Genomic DNA, 17,713 nt, shown 5'->3' with positions numbered 1-17,713 from the left:
GAGCCCGATGTGCGGGGGCTCCGGCCGTCGGCGTTCCCCCGTCCGCAGCACCCCCGCCGGCGGCCGCTCCGGGGCACCCGTTCGGCGCAATCGGCGCAGGACGGCCCGTGCGCCCCGCGCGCCCCGGCGGCCGGGTCCGGAGCCGAGGTCCCCGACGGGCGACAGCCGGCCGGACACGGGGCCGTAGCGCGTCCGCATCGGACCGACCGCTGCGCGCGGGGTGGTGGCCCCGCCCGGGATCGGGTACATACGATCGAGTAGCACCCGTCGGTAACCGAATGGACCTTGATCCCGACTCGCGGCGAGGTGAGCCTCATGTCCGCAGCTCCCACCACCCGACCCACCGTCACCGAACGTGAGGCGCGCCAGGTGGCGGAGGCGGCCCGTGAACAGGACTGGCGCAAGCCCAGCTTCGCCAAGGAACTGTTCCTCGGCCGGTTCCGCCTCGACCTCATCCACCCCCATCCCCTGCCGGCCCAGGAGGACGTCCAGCGGGGCGAGGAGTTCCTCGCCAAGCTGCGCGACTTCTGCGAGACGAAGATCGACTCCGCCCGGATCGAACGGGAGGCGCAGATCCCCGACGAGGTGATCGACGGGCTCAAGGAGCTCGGCGCCCTCGGCATGAAGATCGACACCAAGTACGGCGGCCTCGGCCTCACCCAGGTCTACTACAACAAGGCCCTCGCCCTGGTCGGCTCCGCCAACCCGGCGGTCGGCGCACTGCTGAGCGCGCATCAGTCGATCGGCGTACCGCAGCCGCTCAAGCTGTTCGGCACGCAGGAGCAGAAGGACACGTTCCTGCCGCGCTGCGCGCGCACCGACATCTCCGCCTTCCTGCTGACCGAACCGGACGTCGGCTCCGACCCGGCCCGGCTCGCCACCACCGCGGTTCCGGACGGCGACGACTACGTCCTGGACGGCGTGAAGCTGTGGACGACCAACGGCGTCATCGCCGACCTCCTCGTCGTCATGGCCCGTGTGCCGAAGTCCGAGGGCCACAAGGGCGGCATCACCGCGTTCGTGGTGGAGGCCGGGTCCGAGGGCATCACCGTCGAGAACCGCAACGCCTTCATGGGCCTGCGCGGCCTGGAGAACGGCGTCACCCGGTTCCACCGGGTCCGCGTCCCGGCCGCCAACCGCATCGGCCCCGAGGGCGCCGGCCTGAAGATCGCCCTCACCACGCTCAACACGGGCCGGCTGTCGCTGCCCGCGATGTGCGTGGGCGCCGGCAAGTGGTGTCTGAAGATCGCCCGCGAGTGGTCGGGCGCGCGCGAGCAGTGGGGCAGGCCGCTCGCGCTGCACGAGGCGGTCGGCTCGAAGATCAGCTTCATCGCCGCCACGACCTTCGCCCTGGAAGCGGTTCTCGACCTGTCCTCGCAGATGGCCGACGAGGACCGCAACGACATCCGCATCGAGGCCGCCCTCGCCAAGCTCTACGGCTCCGAGATGGCCTGTCTCATGGCCGACGAGCTGGTGCAGATCCGCGGCGGCCGCGGCTTCGAGACCGCGGAGTCGCTGCGGGCCCGCGGCGAGCGCGCGGTGCCGGCCGAGCAGATCCTGCGGGACCTGCGCATCAACCGCATCTTCGAGGGCTCGACCGAGATCATGCATCTGCTGATCGCCCGCGAGGCGGTCGACGCGCACCTCTCGGTCGCCGGGGACCTGATCGACCCGGACAAGACCCTCCAGGACAAGGCGAGGGCGGGCGCCAACGCGGGTGTCTTCTACGCCAAGTGGCTGCCCAAGCTGGTCGCGGGACCGGGCCAACTGCCCGCCTCGTACGGGCAGTTCAAGCACGGCATCGACCTCTCCCCGCATCTGCGCTACGTCGAGCGGCACGCCCGCAAGCTGGCCCGCTCCACCTTCTACGCCATGTCCCGTTGGCAGGGCCGGATGGAGACCAAGCAGGGCTTCCTGGGCCGGGTCGTCGACATCGGGGCCGAGCTGTTCGCGATGAGCGCGGCCTGCGTACGCGCCGAACTCCTGCGCAGCCGGGGCGAACACGGCCGCGAGGCCTATCAGCTCGCCGACGCCTTCTGCCAACAGGCCCGTGTCCGTGTCGACGAACTCTTCGGCCGGCTGTGGTCCAACACCGACGAGCTGGACCGCAAGGTCGTCAAGGGCGTCCTGGCGGGCAGCTACGAGTGGCTGGAGGAGGGAGTCATCGACCCCTCGGGCGAGGGCCCGTGGATCGCCGACGCGGCCCCCGGACCCTCGCAGAAGGAGAATGTGCGCCGACCCGTCAGGTGAGGGCCGGCACCACGTGTCGCTCGGATCCCGCGTCGTCCAGGAGCAGGAGTCGACCCCGGCGCCACTCGCCTTGGTCGGCGTGGCCCTGTCGCTGGTGCTGTTCCAGACGTACCAGCCACGGTCCTGGTACTTGTTCGCCGCGGTGTCCGAGCCGACGCCCCTCCGCACCTTCATGGTCCTGCCCGTGCCGATCCTGACGTCGGGGAGGACGTACCTGTGGTTCGACTTGTCCTTGCCGAGGCTGTCGAACCTCCTGGCGGATGACGACACCGCCGGCCCTGAGCACGGCCCCCGCCCGGCCGTCACCGAAGTGTCATCACACGATCTTCACGGTGGTTTCACAAACCCCGATGACCGCTCCTGCGCTGACAAGTCCGCCCGAGCCGGCCGACGGGGGATGCCCTGTCCCTGGCCGGCATCCGTTGCGGCAACAATGGGGGGATGAGCGACAGTCCAGCCCCCCTCGCCGACCCGCACCTCGTCTACGACCCGGTGACGGCAGACGGCCCGAAGGACGTGGTGATCCTCGGCTCCACGGGGTCGATCGGCACCCAGGCCATCGACCTCGTGCTGCGCAACCCCGACCGGTTCCGGGTCACCGGACTCTCCGCGAACGGCGGCCGGGTCGCCCTCCTCGCGGAGCAGGCGCACCGTCTGCGGGTGCCGACCGTCGCGGTCGCCCGCGAGGACGTCGTACCGGCGCTGCGCGAAGCGCTCGCCGCGCGGTACGCGGCGGGGGAGCGGCTCCCCGAGATCCTCGCCGGTCCCGAGGCGGCCACCCGGCTCGCCGGCAGCGACTGCCACACCGTGCTGAACGGCATCACCGGCTCCATCGGCCTCGCCCCGACCCTCGCCGCCCTGGAGGCGGGCCGCACCCTCGCGCTCGCCAACAAGGAGTCGCTCATCGTCGGCGGCCCGCTGGTCAAGGCGCTCGCCGAGCCGGGCCAGATCATCCCGGTCGACTCCGAGCACGCCGCCCTGTTCCAGTCCCTGGCGGCCGGCACCCGGGCGGACGTCCGCAAGCTCGTCGTCACCGCCTCCGGGGGGCCTTTCCGGGGCCGTACGAAGCAGGAGCTGGCGCACGTCACCGTCGAGGACGCCCTCGCCCACCCCACCTGGGCGATGGGCCCGGTGATCACCATCAACTCCGCGACCCTGGTCAACAAGGGCCTGGAGGTCATCGAGGCGCACCTGCTCTACGACATTCCCTTCGACCGCATTGAGGTGGTCGTGCATCCCCAGTCGTATGTTCACTCGATGGTTGAGTTCACGGACGGATCCACGATCGCCCAGGCGACGCCCCCGGACATGCGGGGGCCCATCGCCATCGGTCTCGGCTGGCCCGAGCGTGTCCCCGACGCCGCGCCCGCCTTCGACTGGAGCAAGGCGTCGACCTGGGAGTTCTTCCCGCTCGACCACGAGGCCTTCCCGTCCGTGGGTCTCGCCCGGCACGTCGGTGAGCTCGCAGGCACGGCCCCGGCGGTGTTCAATGCCGCCAACGAGGAGTGCGTGGAGGCGTTCCGCAAGGGCGCGCTGCCGTTCAACGGGATCATGGAGACCGTCACGCGGGTGGTCGACGAGCACGGCACCCCGCACACGGGAACTTCACTGACCGTGTCGGACGTCCTCGAAGCGGAGACCTGGGCGCGCGCCCGGGCCCGGGAACTGACGGCACAGACGGCCACCGCGGAGGCGCGTGCATGACGACCCTGATGATGATCCTCGGCATAGTGATTTTCGCGGTCGGACTGCTGTTCTCGATCGCCTGGCACGAGCTGGGGCATCTGTCCACCGCCAAGGTCTTCGGCATCCGGGTGCCGCAGTACATGGTCGGCTTCGGCCCGACGATCTTCTCGCGCCGCAAGGGCGAGACGGAGTACGGCATCAAGGCCATCCCGCTCGGCGGCTACATCCGCATGATCGGCATGTTCCCGCCCGGCCCCGACGGCCGGCTGGAGGCCCGCTCCACCTCCCCCTGGCGCGGCATGATCGAGGACGCCCGCTCGGCGGCCTTCGAGGAGCTCAAGCCCGGCGACGAGACCCGCATGTTCTACACGCGCAAGCCGTGGAAGCGGGTCATCGTCATGTTCGCCGGCCCGTTCATGAACCTGATCCTGGCGGTCGTGCTGTTCCTGACCGTCCTGATGGGCTTCGGCATCTCCCAGCAGACCACCAGCGTCAGCTCGGTCTCCCAGTGCGTCATCGCCCAGAGCGAGAACCGCGACGACTGCCGGAAGTCCGACCCCGCCTCCCCGGCCGCGGCGGCCGGACTCAAGGCCGGGGACCGGATCGTCTCGTTCGCCGGGGTGCGCACGGACGACTGGAACGAGCTGTCCGACCTGATCCGCGCCAACCCGGGCAAGGAGGTGCCGGTCGTCGTCGACCGCAAGGGCGAGGAAGTCACCCTGCACGCGAAGATCGCCACCAACCAGGTCGCCAAGAAGGACTCCAGCGGCCAGATCGTCCAGGGCGAGTACGTCACCGCGGGATTCCTCGGCTTCAGCGCCGCGACCGGCATCGTCCGGCAGGACTTCGGCGATTCCGTGACCTGGATGGGCGACCGCGTAGGCGAGGCCGTCGACTCCCTCGCCGCCCTGCCCGGCAAGATCCCGGCCCTGTGGGACGCCGCCTTCGACGGCGCCCCCCGCGAACCGGACTCGCCCATGGGCGTGGTCGGCGCGGCCCGCGTGGGCGGCGAGATCTTCACCCTGGACATCCCGCCGACCCAGCAGCTGGCGATGGCGCTGATGCTCGTGGCGGGCTTCAACCTCTCGCTGTTCCTCTTCAACATGCTCCCGCTGCTCCCACTCGACGGCGGGCACGTCGCCGGCGCCCTGTGGGAGTCGCTGCGGCGCAACGTGGCCAGGGTGCTGCGCCGTCCGGACCCGGGTCCGTTCGACGTGGCGAAGCTGATGCCCGTGGCCTACGTGGTGGCCGGGATCTTCGTCTGCTTCACGATCCTCGTCCTGATCGCGGACGTCGTTAACCCGGTGAGAATCTCCTAGCCGGCCGGAGTCGGCCGCGGCCCGGCACGATGCAGTCCTCCCGTTCGGAGCACGGCGGAGAGGGGTGCGTGCCGGGCCGCCTTCCATCGAGTGGGTTTGACGGGCGTGATGTGCTGGCGCCCGAGGGCGTGCCGTAATCTCGAACCCTGGAGCCCGCCGCTGACGGGACCTGGACGTTGATCCACGACTTGGGGTTGCACAGCAGATGACTGCGATTTCTCTCGGCATGCCGTCCGTACCGACCAAGCTCGCCGAGCGCCGGCCGAGCCGGCAGATCCAGGTCGGGTCGGTGGCGGTGGGTGGGGATGCTCCGGTGTCGGTGCAGTCGATGACGACGACGCGTACGTCGGACATCGGTGCGACGTTGCAGCAGATCGCCGAGTTGACGGCGTCGGGGTGTCAGATCGTGCGGGTGGCGTGTCCGACGCAGGATGATGCGGATGCGCTGGCGACGATCGCGCGGAAGTCGCAGATTCCGGTGATCGCGGATATTCATTTCCAGCCGAAGTATGTGTTCGCGGCGATCGAGGCGGGTTGTGCCGCGGTGCGGGTGAATCCGGGGAACATCAAGCAGTTCGACGACAAGGTGCGGGAGATCGCGGGGGCGGCGAAGGAGCACGGTACGCCGATCCGGATCGGGGTGAACGCGGGGTCGTTGGACCGTCGTCTGCTGCAGAAGTACGGCAAGGCGACTCCGGAGGCGTTGGTGGAGTCGGCGTTGTGGGAGGCGTCGCTGTTCGAGGAGCACGGTTTCCGGGACATCAAGATCTCGGTGAAGCACAACGATCCTGTGGTGATGATCGAGGCGTACCGGCAGCTGGCGGCGCGGTGTGACTATCCGTTGCATCTGGGGGTGACGGAGGCGGGGCCGGCGTTCCAGGGGACGATCAAGTCGGCGGTGGCGTTCGGTGCGCTGCTCAGTGAGGGGATCGGGGACACGATCCGGGTGTCGTTGTCGGCTCCGCCGGTGGAGGAGATCAAGGTCGGTATCCAGATTCTGGAGTCGTTGAATCTGCGGCAGCGTGGTCTGGAGATCGTGTCGTGTCCGTCGTGCGGTCGTGCGCAGGTGGATGTGTACAAGCTGGCGGAGGAGGTCACGGCGGGGCTGACGGGGATGGAGGTCCCGTTGCGGGTGGCTGTGATGGGTTGTGTGGTGAACGGGCCGGGGGAGGCTCGTGAGGCGGATCTGGGTGTGGCTTCGGGTAATGGCAAGGGGCAGATCTTCGTCAAGGGCGAGGTGATCAAGACCGTTCCCGAGTCCAAGATCGTCGAGACGCTGATCGAAGAGGCCATGAAGCTCGCCGAGCAGATGGAGGCGGACGGCGTGACCTCGGGCGAGCCGTCGGTCTCGGTGGCCGGCTGACCTTCGCGGCACCGCACCGGCCGGGCTCCTCCGGCCGGCCGGAGGCACCAGGACGAGAGCGTGCGGCCCCGGGCGTGACCCGGGGCCGCGGCCTCGGGACGGTGCGGCGACCGCCGGTCCCGGACGACGGGCGGCGCCACACAAATTCGGCAGGTACAGTGCGGAAATCAGCAGCCCCGACCCTGAGGCCCCGCACGTGTTGACCCAGACCACCTCCCGGGTCCTCGAACCGAGCGACCTGGACGCCGCGCTCGCCGTCCTCGACCGTGAGCCGGTCGCGAACGCCTTCGTGGCGTCCCGGGTCCAGGTCGCAGGCCTGGACCCCTGGCGCCTCGGCGGCGAGATGTGGGGCTGGTACGAGGACGGCATGCTGACCTCCCTGTGCTACGCGGGCGCCAACCTCGTCCCCATCTGCGCCACCCCTCGTGCCGTACGCGCCTTCGCCGACCGGGCCCGCCGGGCCGGCCGCCGCTGCTCCTCGGTCGTCGGTCCCGCCGAACCCACCGCACAGCTGTGGCGCCTCCTCGAACCGCACTGGGGCCCGGCCCGCGAGGTGCGCGGCCACCAGCCGCTGATGGTCACCGACCGCATGCCGGCCGATGTCGCCCCGGACCCCTATGTGCGCCGCGTCCGCAAGGACGAAATGGAGACGATCATGCCGGCGTGCGTGGCGATGTTCACCGAGGAGGTCGGCGTCTCGCCGCTCGCCGGTGACGGCGGCCTGCTCTACCAGGCCCGGGTCGCCGAACTCGTCGGCTCCGGCCGCTCCTTCGCCCGCCTCGACGAGAACGGCAAGGTCGTCTTCAAGGCGGAGATCGGCGCCGCGACCGACCGCGCCTGCCAGATCCAGGGCGTGTGGGTGGCCCCCGAGTACCGGGGACAGGGCATGGCGGCGCCGGGCATGGCGGCCGTTCTGCGGTACGCGCTCGCCGACTTCGCCCCGGTGGTCAGCCTCTACGTGAACGACTTCAACACGGCGGCCCGGCGCACCTACCGACGCGTCGGCTTCCAGGAGGTCGGCGCCTTCATGAGCGTGCTGTTCTAGTGCCCCGGCGGGCCACGTTCGCCCGACGCCGAACGTTGCCTGCCACGGCCCTCGTGCCCCGGCGTGCGACGTTCGCCCGTTCCGGCACCGGGCCACCCCGGCGGACCACCGGCAACCGCGCGACCAGCCGTTCTCCGACCCGCACGGGGCGAACGACCTCAACCCCCCTGTAGGCTCCCCGACATGCTTCGCGACATCGAGATCGCCCCCCTGGACCTCCCCCTCCACGTCGACGAAGCCCTGGCAGTTCAGGCCGTGGCCTTCGGACTGGGCTCCGAGGAAGTGGCCGTCCGCCGCCAGATCGTGCTGCGGCACATGACCTACCCCGGAGCGAGGGCCCTCGGTGCCACCGTCGGCCGGCACCTCGTCGGCTTCGTCTACGGCATGCCCAACGACCGCACCCACTGGTGGTCCACCGTCGTCGAGCCCTATCTGCGCGCTCAGGGGCAGGACGCCTGGCTCGACGACTCCTTCGTGATCACCGAACTGCATGTGCACCCGCGCCACCAGAACCGCGGCATCGGCCGATCGCTCATCACCCGGATCACGGACTCGGCCACCGAGCCCCGCTCCATCCTCTCGGCCATCGACACCGACAGTCCCGCCCGCGGCCTGTACCGCTCGCTCGGCTATGTGGATCTCGCCCGGCAGGTCCACTTCCCCAGCGCGCCCAAACCGTACGCCGTGATGGGCGCCCCCCTCCCGCTGCTCCGCCGATAACGGATTTCCACCGTCCCGTGCCGCCCGGCTAACCTCCTTGGCATCACCCTCCGCCGCTCTCGGCGCCGTCCGAGCGGGGGACCCCCAGCAGCAGGAGTACGAGAACCATGGCCAAGGCACCGGTCCAGCGCATGTCCCAGTTGATGGCGAAGACGCTGCGCGACGACCCGGCGGACGCCGAGGTCCTCAGCCACAAGCTGCTCGTCCGCGCCGGATACGTCCGCCGCACCGCCGCCGGCGTGTGGACCTGGCTGCCGCTCGGCAAGAAGGTCCTCGCCAACGTGGAGCGGATCGTCCGCGAGGAGATGGACGCGATCGGCGCCCAGGAGGTGCTGCTCCCAGCCCTGCTGCCGAGGGAGCCCTACGAGGCGACCGGCCGCTGGCAGGAGTACGGACCGGAACTGTTCCGCCTCCAGGACCGCAAGGGCGGCGACTACCTCCTCGGCCCCACCCACGAGGAGATCTTCACCCTCCTGGTGAAGGACCAGGCGTCCTCCTACAAGGACCTGCCGGTGATCCTCTACCAGATCCAGACCAAGTTCCGCGACGAGGCCCGCCCGCGCGCCGGCATCCTGCGCGGCCGCGAGTTCCTGATGAAGGACTCCTACTCCTTCGACCTGGAGGACGAGGGCCTGGCCCGGTCGTACGCGCTGCACCGCCAGGCCTACCAGAAGGTCTTCGAGCGCCTCGGCCTCGACTACCGCATCTGCGCCGCCACCGCGGGCGCGATGGGCGGCTCGAAGTCGGAGGAGTTCCTCGCCCCGGCCGAGGCCGGCGAGGACACCTTCGCGGACTGCCCGAACTGCGACTTCGCCGCCAACACCGAGGCGATCGCCTACGAGCTGAGGACCGTGGACGCCGCCGGCGTGCCGGCCGCCGAGGAGATCCCCACCCCGGACACCCCGACCATCGAGACGCTCGCCGCCTCGCTCGGCGTCCCGGCCTCCGCCACCCTGAAGAACCTCCTCGTGAAGGTGGACGGCGAGATCGTCGCCGTCGGCGTGCCCGGCGACCGCGAGGTCGACCTGGGCAAGGTCGAGGCGCACTTCGCCCCGGCGGCCGTCGAGATGGTCACCGAGGCGGACTTCGCCGGCCGCCCCGACCTGGTCCGCGGCTATGTCGGCCCGCAGGGCCTGGACAAGGTGAAGTACCTCGCCGACCCGCGCGTGGCGCCGGGCACGGCCTGGATCACCGGCGCCAACAAGGAGCACCTGCACGCGAAGAACGTCGTCGCGGGCCGTGACTTCGAGGTCGACGAGTACGTGGACGTCGTGGTGGTCCAGGAGGGCGACCCCTGCCCGAAGTGCGGCACCGGCCTCCGGCTGGACCGCGCCATCGAGATCGGCCACATCTTCCAGCTGGGCCGCAAGTACGCCGACGCCCTCAAGCTCGACGTGCTCGGCCAGAACGGCAAGCCGGTCCGCGTGACCATGGGCTCCTACGGCATCGGCGTCTCCCGCGCCGTCGCCGCCCTCGCCGAGCAGACCGCCGACGACAAGGGCCTGTGCTGGCCGGCCGAGGTGGCCCCGGCCGATGTGCACGTCGTCGCCGCCGGCAAGGCCCTGCAGACGGAACTCGCCCTCGACGTCGCCGAGAAGCTCGCCGCGGCCGGTGTCCGCGTCCTGGTCGACGACCGCGCCGGTGTCTCCCCGGGCGTGAAGTTCACCGACTCCGAGCTGATCGGCGTACCGACGATCCTGGTGGCCGGCCGCCGCTCCGCCGAGGGCGTCCTGGAGCTGAAGGACCGCCGGACCGGTGAGCGCGAGGAGCTCTCCGTCGACGAGGCGATCGCCCGCCTCACGGCCTGATCCCGGGCTCCGGGGACGGACGGCGCGCGCCGCTCGTCCCCGGAGCGCCCGCGGGCCTCACAACCAGCTCGCGAACTCCAGCAGCAGCTCCGCGTCCCGCACCCGGCCCACCCGAAGCGCCCGCACCCCGGACTCCACGGCCCGGAACAACGTCCAGCCGCGCAGCCGCTCCTGGTCGACGTCCAGCGACTCGGCGAGGCGCTTGACGCGCCTACGGGTCGTCGCGGCCCCGGACGGCGTCGCGATCAGGTCCTCCACCCGGTCACGCACCAGCCGGGCCAGGTCGAAGGCACACTCCCCGACCACCGGGTCGGGACCCACCGCCAGCCACGGCATCCGGCCCCCGGCCAGCACCTTGCTCTGCCGGAACGTGCCGTGCAGCAGCCGCTGCTCGGGCGGATCCCCGAGCAACTCCTCGCGGGCCGCGAGCGCCGCGTCCACCAGCGGCGCGGCCTCCGGGTCGGCCACCGCGCTCGCCCGCATCGCCGCGGCCTGCCGCCCGGTCCGCTCGGCCACCGTCTCGAAGGGGTGCGCGGCGTCCCCGGCAGGCGGTGCCACCCACAGCCGCCGCAGCGTCCCCGCCGCCTCCAGCAGCGCCCGCGCCTCCGGCAGCGAGCGCACCGACACATCCGGGTGCAGCCGCTCCAGCAGCAGCGCGCCGTCGTCGGCGACCGGTTCCAGCAGCTCCACGGCGCCCAGCCCGTCCCAGTGCGCGAGCGCTGCCCGCTCGCTCTCCGGCCGCGCCCGGGACGGGGCCAGCTTGAGCACCGCGGGCGTCCCGTCCGCCCGGCGCACCAGCACCACGAGACTGCTCCGCCCACCCGGAACCTGCACCCGTTCCACGGTCAACTCGCGTAGATCGACGGCCCGTTGGACCGCCTCCGGCAGCTTCTCCAACCAGTCGTCACCGTCCGGTGCCGTCTCACCGAGCGCCCTGACGAGACGCTGCGGCGGTTCGAAAGCCATACGCGAGTCGATTCCTTCCTGCGGAGTTACGCCGTCGGTGCCGCGGCCGAAGCCGGCGGACCGGCCGTCCCCGAGCCGCGGTCGGCCGCCGCCCGCTCGGCGAGACCAGGGAAGGCTACGCTCCCGCCGCGCCAGCCCACCGCCCGCACCGCCGCTTCGCGCAGCGCGCCCGCGGCCGTGCCCCGCATCCGGCCCCCGCTCGCGCGCACCAGGTCGGAATACACCCCGGCCACGCGCTCCTCCAACTCGGCGGCGAGCCGTACCGCCGACGCCGGGTCCGTCACCGGGAACGGCAGCGCGTAGCCGCCCGCCGCGGCGACCGGCTCACCGCCCAGGTCCCGCACGTCACGGGCCAGCGCGTCCCGCCGCGCACGATGGGCGTCGTACGCCGCCCGGGCACGGGCGCGCCCCTGTTCGTCGATCCGGCCGCCGACCACCCCGTAGCCGTACACCGCGGCGTGCTCGGCCGCCAGCGCCGCCTGGAGCGCCCGCAGCTCCCCGTCCTTCGGCTTGCTCATCCCTCACCCTCCGTCAGCAGGTACGCGTGCGCCGCCCCGGCCGCCGCCACCGACGCCAGCAGCCGGGCCAGCTCGCCCGGCAGCGAGAGCAGCGCCCGGGCACGCCCGTCCGCGAGCTTCCGCTCGGCCGTCGCGAGCCCGGCGAGCGCCTCTTTTCCGTCCGCCGGGACGACGGGCGGCTGCGACGCCGACGCCGACGCCGAGGGGGAGGCGGAAGCGGAGGCGGTGGGAGACGCCTTCCCGGGTGTGCCGCCGAACGCCTCGGCATGCCGCACGGTCGCGTCCCGCAGCGGCCGCAACCTGACCGTGAACGCGGGGTGCGCGGCCATCACCGCGTCGTACCGCGCGGCGAGTTCGCGGCTTTCGCGGGCCGCACGCGCGCGTGCCCGGTCTGCGGCCGACGGAGTGCTGCCGGTGGCGCCGGCGTCATCCGGCCCGCCGGAGCAGCCCGAGAGCAACACGACGCCCGCGGTCGAGGCGAGCAGGGTTCGTCTGCGCGGTCCCGAGGGGGTGCGCTGCGACAGGGGAATCGGCACGGCTGACGTCCTCGAAGGCTCGTACGAAAGGCCTGGGCGGCATGCCCGTGATCACGGTACCCGCGCACCCCTCCGCGACCACTCACCGGCACCGCCCGGGCACAGGTGGACGGCAACACCCCCCGCGACCGGATACCCTTTGACCAGACACGCGACCAACCCACAACAGCACACGCGGCCGAGGAGTCACCCGGATGAGCACCACCCAGAGCGAGAGGCTGCGAGAACTTCTGGAACCGCTCGTCACCTCCCAGGGCCTCGATCTCGAAGAGATCGCAGTGGACTCCGTAGGCCGCAAGCGGGTGCTGCGCGTCGTCGTCGACTCCGACACCGGGGCGGACCTGGACGCCATCGCCGATGTGAGCCGCGCGCTCTCGGCGAAGCTCGACGAGACGGACGCGATGGGCGAGGGCGAGTACACCCTCGAGGTCGGAACCCCGGGCGCGGAGCGCCTCCTCACCCAGCACCGGCACTATGTGCGCGCCACCGGCCGCCTGGTGGATTTCCGGCTGGCGGAGGGGGCGGAGCTGGTCGCCAGAATCCTCACCGTCGACGACGAGGGCGTCGACGTCGAGGTGCCCGGCGTCAAGGGCCGCAAGCCCACCGGACGCAGACTCGCCTTCGCGGACATCGCCAAGGCGCGCGTCCAGGTCGAGTTCAGCCGTAAGGACAAGAAGGACATGAAGGAAGAGGAGGAGGCGTAGCCGTGGACATCGACATGAGTGCCCTGCGGGGCTTGGTGCGGGAGAAGGAGATCTCCTTTTCCCTGCTGGTCGAAGCGATCGAGGCGGCCCTCCTCATCGCCTACCACCGCACCGAGGGAAGCCGCCGACACGCGCGCGTGGAGCTCAACCGGGAGACCGGGCATGTGACCGTGTGGGCGAAGGAGGACCCCGAGGACCTCGAGGAGGGCCAGGAGGCCCGCGAGTTCGACGACACCCCGTCCGGCTTCGGCCGGATCGCCGCGACCACCGCCAAGCAGGTGATCCTCCAGCGGCTGCGCGACGCCGAGGACGACGCGACACTCGGCGAGTACGCAGGCCGTGAGGGCGACATCGTCACGGGCGTCGTCCAGCAGGGGCGCGACCCCAAGAACGTGCTGGTCGACATCGGCAAGCTGGAGGCCATCCTGCCGGTGCAGGAGCAGGTGCCCGGCGAGACCTATCCGCACGGGATGCGGCTGCGCTCGTACGTGGTCCGGGTGGCCAAGGGCGTCCGCGGTCCGTCGGTGACGCTGTCCCGCACGCACCCGAACCTCGTGAAGAAGCTGTTCGCCCTGGAGGTCCCGGAGATCGCCGACGGTTCGGTGGAGATCGCCGCCATCGCGCGTGAGGCCGGTCACCGTACCAAGATCGCCGTACGGTCCACCCGATCGGGTCTGAACGCCAAGGGCGCCTGCATCGGCCCCATGGGCGGCCGGGTGCGCAACGTGATGGGCGAGCTGAACGGCGAGAAGATCGACATCGTCGACTGGTCGGACGACCCGGCGGAGATGGTGGCGAACGCGCTGTCACCCGCGCGGGTGTCCAAGGTCGAGGTCGTGGACATGACGGCCCGGTCCGCCCGTGTGACGGTGCCGGACTACCAGCTGTCCCTGGCGATCGGCAAGGAAGGGCAGAACGCCCGGCTCGCCGCAAGGCTCACCGGCTGGCGGATCGACATCCGTCCGGACACCGAACAGCCTGAGGAATAGATCTCGGCCCGTGGTGGCTTAGATCACGACAACAACCGTTCGATCCCTGCCCCGAAAGGGTGAGGTCGGTGCGGGGAGGTAGACTTAGCCGTGTCTGGCCGGACGCATGCCGGAGCATGCCCTGAGCGCACCTGTGTGGGGTGCCGGGAGCGGGCGGCCAAGAGCGAACTGCTGCGGATCGTGGCGATCAAGGACGCATGCGTTCCTGATCCACGCGGTACGCTGCCCGGCCGGGGTGCCTATGTGCACCCCGTCCCGGTCTGTCTCGACCAGGCGGTGCGCCGCCGGGCGTTCACGAGGGCGCTGCGCGCCCAGGGTGCGCTCGACACAAACGCGTTGCGCGGGTATGTCGAGCGGACAACAGTTGCTGAGCAGGCAACACGGTAAGAAACACGTCGTGCGGAACCCCCCGTGCGGCCTGGTACCTCGCGAGTCGAAAGCAGGTCGAGATTGCGATGAGCACTCGATGAGTACGCGATGAGTACGCCCATGAACTAGCGACGGTCCGGCCGCAACCCGGACCTCAAAGGAGCGAAGTGGCTAAGGTCCGGGTATACGAACTCGCCAAGGAGTTCGGTGTGGAGAGCAAGGTCGTCATGGCCAAGCTCCAGGAACTCGGTGAATTCGTCCGATCGGCGTCCTCGACGATCGAGGCGCCCGTAGTACGCAAACTGACGGATGCCTTCCAGCAGGGCAGCGGCAACGGCAAGTCCGCCGGAAAGCCCGCCCCTCGGAAGGCCGCCCCCAAGCCCGCCGCGCCCGCCCCGGCGCAGGCGGCACGTCCGGCTGCCCCGCGGCCGGCCGCACCCAAGCCTCCGGCTGCCCAGCAGCCCGCGGCTCCGGCGGCACCGGCTCCGGCGTCCGCGCCGGCCTCCGGCCCGCGTCCCACCCCGGGCCCGAAGCCCGCGCCGCGTCCGGCACCGGCGGCCCCGGAGTTCACCGCTCCGCCGGCTGCCCCGGCGCCGGCCCCGTCCGCTCCGGCTCCGGCCGCCGCGTCGGGTCCGAAGCCCGGTGGCGCGCGCCCCGGCTCCCCCAAGCCCGGTGCTCGTCCCGGTGGCGGCGGCGGTGGCGGTCAGGACCGCCAGCGTCCCGGTGCCCAGGGTGCCCGTCCCGGCGCCCCCGCGCGTCCGGGTGGCGCCCGTCCGGCCGGTCCGCGGCCGGGTAACAACCCCTTCACCTCCGGTGGCTCCACCGGCATGGCGCGCCCCCAGGCGCCCCGTACCGGTGCTCCGCGTCCCGGCGGTGCCGGTGCTCCCGGCGGCGGTCCCCGTCCGCAGGGTCCCGGCGGCCAGGCCGGCGGCCCGCGTCCGCAGGCTCCGGGCGGTGCCCGTCCGACCCCGGGTTCGATGCCGCGTCCGCAGGGTGGCGGCCCGCGTCCCGGCGGTGGCCCCGCCGGTCCGCGTCCGAACCCCGGCATGATGCCGCAGCGTCCCGCTGCCGGCCCGCGTCCCGGCCCCGGTGGCGGTCGCGGCCCGGCCGGTGCCGGTCGTCCCGGTGGCGGTGGCGGTGCCGGTCGTCCCGGTGGCGGCGGCGGTTTCGCCGGTCGTCCGGGTGGCGGCGGTGGCGGTCGTCCGGGTGGCGGCGGCGGTTTCGCCGGTCGTCCCGGTGGCGGCGGTCCCGGTGGTGGCGGCGGTGGCTTCGGTGGCGGCGGTGGCCGTCCCGGCTTCGGCGGTCGTCCCGGTGGTCCCGGTGGCCGTGGTGGCACGCAGGGCGCCTTCGGTCGTCCCGGCGGTCCCGCGCGTCGCGGTCGCAAGTCGAAGCGGCAGAGGCGCCAGGAGTACGAGGCCATGCAGGCCCCGTCGGTCGGCGGCGTGATGCTGCCTCGCGGCACCGGCGAGACCATTCGCCTGTCGCGCGGTGCGTCGCTCACCGACTTCGCGGAGAAGATCAACGCCAACCCGGCGTCCCTCGTCGCGGTCATGATGAACCTCGGCGAGATGGTCACGGCGACGCAGTCGGTCTCCGACGAGACGCTGGAGCTCCTCGCCGGCGAGATGAACTACACGGTTCAGATCGTCAGCCCCGAGGAGGAGGACCGCGAGCTGCTCGAGTCCTTCGACATCGAGTTCGGTGAGGACGAGGGCTCCGAGGAGGACCTGGTCGTCCGTCCGCCGGTCGTGACCGTCATGGGTCACGTCGACCACGGTAAGACCCGCCTGCTCGACGCCATCCGCAAGACGAACGTCATCGCGGGCGAGGCCGGTGGCATCACCCAGCACATCGGTGCCTACCAGGTCGCGACCGAGGTCAACGCCGAAGAGCGCAAGATCACCTTCATCGACACCCCGGGTCACGAGGCGTTCACCGCCATGCGTGCCCGTGGTGCGAAGTCGACCGACATCGCGATCCTGGTCGTCGCGGCCAACGACGGCGTCATGCCGCAGACGGTCGAGGCGCTCAACCACGCCAAGGCGGCCGACGTGCCGATCGTGGTCGCGGTGAACAAGATCGACGTCGAGGGCGCCGACCCGACCAAGGTGCGCGGTCAGCTGACCGAGTACGGCCTGGTGGCCGAGGAGTACGGCGGCGACACCATGTTCGTCGACATCTCCGCCAAGCAGGGTCTGCACATCGACTCGCTGCTGGAGGCCGTGATCCTCACGGCGGACGCCTCGCTCGACCTGCGGGCCAACCCGAACCAGGACGCGCAGGGCATCTCGATCGAGTCCCGTCTCGACCGCGGCCGCGGTGCCGTCTCCACGGTCCTCGTCCAGCGAGGCACGCTGCGGGTCGGCGACACGATGGTCGTGGGCGACGCCTACGGCCGAGTGCGCGCCATGCTCGACGACAACGGCAACAACGTCGCCGAGGCGGGCCCGTCGACTCCGGTCCAGGTCCTGGGTCTGACCAACGTCCCGGGCGCCGGCGACAACTTCCTGGTCGTCGACGAGGACCGCACGGCACGCCAGATCGCCGAGAAGCGCGCGGCGCGCGAGCGCAACGCGGCCTTCGCCAAGCGCACCCGCAGGGTCTCCCTGGAGGACCTGGACAAGGTGCTCAAGGCCGGCGAGGTCCAGCAGCTCAACCTCATCATCAAGGGTGACGCTTCTGGTTCCGTCGAGGCCCTGGAGTCCTCGCTGCTCCAGCTCGACGTCGGCGAAGAGGTCGACATCCGCGTCCTGCACCGCGGCGTCGGTGCGGTCACGGAGTCCGACATCGACCTGGCGATGGGCTCGGACGCCATCGTGATCGGCTTCAACGTCCGCGCGGCAGGCCGTGCGGCGCAGATGGCCGAGCGCGAGGGCGTGGACGTCCGCTACTACTCGGTCATCTACCAGGCGATCGAGGAGATCGAGGCGGCCCTCAAGGGCATGCTCAAGCCGGAGTTCGAAGAGGTCGAGCTCGGTACGGCGGAGATCCGCGAGGTCTTCCGCTCGTCCAAGCTGGGCAACATCGCGGGTGTGCTCATCCGCTCCGGCGAGGTGAGGCGCAACACCAAGGCGCGCCTCCTGCGCGACGGCAAGGTCGTCGCGGAGAACCTCAACATCGAGGGTCTGCGTCGCTTCAAGGACGACGTCACCGAGATCCGCGAAGGGTTCGAGGGCGGTATCAACCTCGGCAACTTCAACGACATCAAGGTCGACGACGTCATCGCGACGTACGAGATGCGCGAGAAGCCGCGGGTGTAACAGCCGGTGGCCGACCGGTGGCCGACGGGACATCGCTCCCGTCGGCCACCGCGCGGTTTGGGTGCCGGGGTGCGGTGAAGCCGCGCCCCGGCACGCTCAGGCCCGCACGCATGCGTCGCGGGCACGGTACGGCGACGACCCCGCGGGGGCCGTCGGCCCGGGCAAAACCCGGTCGAGCCC

At 71.4% G+C, this 17,713-nt stretch carries 14 protein-coding genes; 11 read left to right on the top strand and 3 right to left on the bottom strand.

Annotated features, from left to right (window positions below; genetic code table 11):
* Window positions 1-315: 315 nt before the first annotated feature.
* From DN051_RS11975 to DN051_RS11940, 7 genes are all read left to right on the top strand, one after another.
* The gene (locus tag DN051_RS11975; RefSeq protein WP_053762735.1) at window positions 316-2,250 is read left to right on the top strand and encodes an acyl-CoA dehydrogenase family protein; all 1,935 of its coding nucleotides are present in this window, start codon (window positions 316-318) and stop codon (window positions 2,248-2,250) included.
* Window positions 2,251-2,691: 441 nt separating this feature from the next.
* Window positions 2,692-3,954, top strand: coding sequence for a 1-deoxy-D-xylulose-5-phosphate reductoisomerase (gene dxr, locus DN051_RS11965; RefSeq protein ID WP_112438678.1), 1,263 nt, complete (start codon window positions 2,692-2,694; stop codon window positions 3,952-3,954).
* A gap of 8 nt (window positions 3,955-3,962) precedes the next feature.
* Window positions 3,963-5,255 (top strand): M50 family metallopeptidase, encoded by a 1,293-nt coding sequence (locus DN051_RS11960; RefSeq protein WP_112442232.1) that lies wholly within the window; start codon window positions 3,963-3,965, stop codon window positions 5,253-5,255.
* 205 nt (window positions 5,256-5,460) lie between these two features.
* Window positions 5,461-6,618, top strand: coding sequence for a flavodoxin-dependent (E)-4-hydroxy-3-methylbut-2-enyl-diphosphate synthase (gene ispG / locus DN051_RS11955; RefSeq protein ID WP_112438677.1), 1,158 nt, complete (start codon window positions 5,461-5,463; stop codon window positions 6,616-6,618).
* A gap of 196 nt (window positions 6,619-6,814) precedes the next feature.
* Window positions 6,815-7,663, top strand: coding sequence for a GNAT family N-acetyltransferase (locus DN051_RS11950; RefSeq protein WP_053763259.1), 849 nt, complete (start codon window positions 6,815-6,817; stop codon window positions 7,661-7,663).
* A 183-nt stretch (window positions 7,664-7,846) separates the two neighbouring features.
* Entirely contained in the window at window positions 7,847-8,383 is a 537-nt protein-coding gene (locus tag DN051_RS11945; RefSeq protein ID WP_053763260.1) for a GNAT family N-acetyltransferase, read from the top strand.
* A 107-nt stretch (window positions 8,384-8,490) separates the two neighbouring features.
* Window positions 8,491-10,191 (top strand): proline--tRNA ligase, encoded by a 1,701-nt coding sequence (locus DN051_RS11940; protein WP_053763261.1) that lies wholly within the window; start codon window positions 8,491-8,493, stop codon window positions 10,189-10,191.
* Between the two features lie 57 nt (window positions 10,192-10,248).
* Here the strand turns inward: DN051_RS11940 and DN051_RS11935 are convergent, their stop codons facing one another.
* The 3 genes from DN051_RS11935 to DN051_RS11925 are packed head-to-tail and all read right to left on the bottom strand — an operon-like array spanning window position 10,249 to window position 12,211.
* Entirely contained in the window at window positions 10,249-11,157 is a 909-nt protein-coding gene (locus DN051_RS11935; RefSeq protein WP_112438676.1) for an aminoglycoside phosphotransferase family protein, read from the bottom strand.
* 26 nt (window positions 11,158-11,183) lie between these two features.
* Entirely contained in the window at window positions 11,184-11,675 is a 492-nt protein-coding gene (locus DN051_RS11930) for a ferritin-like domain-containing protein (RefSeq protein ID WP_053763263.1), read from the bottom strand.
* Complete coding sequence (locus DN051_RS11925; protein ID WP_053763264.1) at window positions 11,672-12,211, bottom strand: hypothetical protein; 540 nt, start codon at window positions 12,209-12,211, stop codon at window positions 11,672-11,674. The genes DN051_RS11930 and DN051_RS11925 overlap by 4 nt, the downstream gene beginning before the upstream one ends.
* A 194-nt stretch (window positions 12,212-12,405) precedes the next feature.
* Here DN051_RS11925 and rimP point away from each other — a divergent pair, with 194 nt between their 5' ends.
* The 4 genes from rimP to infB all read left to right on the top strand — a co-directional run bounded on the left by rimP (window position 12,406) and on the right by infB (window position 17,533).
* Window positions 12,406-12,915 (top strand): ribosome maturation factor RimP, encoded by a 510-nt coding sequence (gene rimP / locus DN051_RS11920; RefSeq protein WP_053763265.1) that lies wholly within the window; start codon window positions 12,406-12,408, stop codon window positions 12,913-12,915.
* 2 nt (window positions 12,916-12,917) lie between these two features.
* The gene (gene nusA, locus DN051_RS11915; protein ID WP_053763266.1) at window positions 12,918-13,904 is read left to right on the top strand and encodes a transcription termination factor NusA; all 987 of its coding nucleotides are present in this window, start codon (window positions 12,918-12,920) and stop codon (window positions 13,902-13,904) included.
* A 90-nt stretch (window positions 13,905-13,994) separates the two neighbouring features.
* Window positions 13,995-14,291 (top strand): YlxR family protein, encoded by a 297-nt coding sequence (locus DN051_RS11910; protein WP_079001897.1) that lies wholly within the window; start codon window positions 13,995-13,997, stop codon window positions 14,289-14,291.
* A 149-nt stretch (window positions 14,292-14,440) separates the two neighbouring features.
* A complete protein-coding gene (gene infB / locus DN051_RS11905; protein ID WP_079001899.1) occupies window positions 14,441-17,533 on the top strand; it encodes a translation initiation factor IF-2 in 3,093 nt (1,030 codons plus the stop codon).
* The last annotated feature ends 180 nt before the right edge of the window (window positions 17,534-17,713 follow it).

The sequence above is a fragment of the Streptomyces cadmiisoli genome (assembly GCF_003261055.1).
GTDB classification, from domain to species: domain Bacteria; phylum Actinomycetota; class Actinomycetes; order Streptomycetales; family Streptomycetaceae; genus Streptomyces; species Streptomyces cadmiisoli.
The sequence above is the reverse complement of the archived record's forward strand: the minus strand, read 5'-3'. Positions and strand labels throughout refer to the sequence as shown.

Coding starts and splice junctions, on each gene's coding strand:
- DN051_RS11975 (WP_053762735.1), top strand. CDS start 316: ATGTCCGCAGCTCCCACCACCCGACCCACCGTCACCGAACGTGAGGCG.
- dxr (WP_112438678.1), top strand. CDS start 2,692: ATGAGCGACAGTCCAGCCCCCCTCGCCGACCCGCACCTCGTCTACGAC.
- DN051_RS11960 (WP_112442232.1), top strand. CDS start 3,963: ATGATGATCCTCGGCATAGTGATTTTCGCGGTCGGACTGCTGTTCTCG.
- ispG (WP_112438677.1), top strand. CDS start 5,461: ATGACTGCGATTTCTCTCGGCATGCCGTCCGTACCGACCAAGCTCGCC.
- DN051_RS11945 (WP_053763260.1), top strand. CDS start 7,847: ATGCTTCGCGACATCGAGATCGCCCCCCTGGACCTCCCCCTCCACGTC.
- DN051_RS11940 (WP_053763261.1), top strand. CDS start 8,491: ATGGCCAAGGCACCGGTCCAGCGCATGTCCCAGTTGATGGCGAAGACG.
- DN051_RS11935 (WP_112438676.1), bottom strand. CDS start 11,157: ATGGCTTTCGAACCGCCGCAGCGTCTCGTCAGGGCGCTCGGTGAGACG.
- DN051_RS11930 (WP_053763263.1), bottom strand. CDS start 11,675: ATGAGCAAGCCGAAGGACGGGGAGCTGCGGGCGCTCCAGGCGGCGCTG.
- rimP (WP_053763265.1), top strand. CDS start 12,406: ATGAGCACCACCCAGAGCGAGAGGCTGCGAGAACTTCTGGAACCGCTC.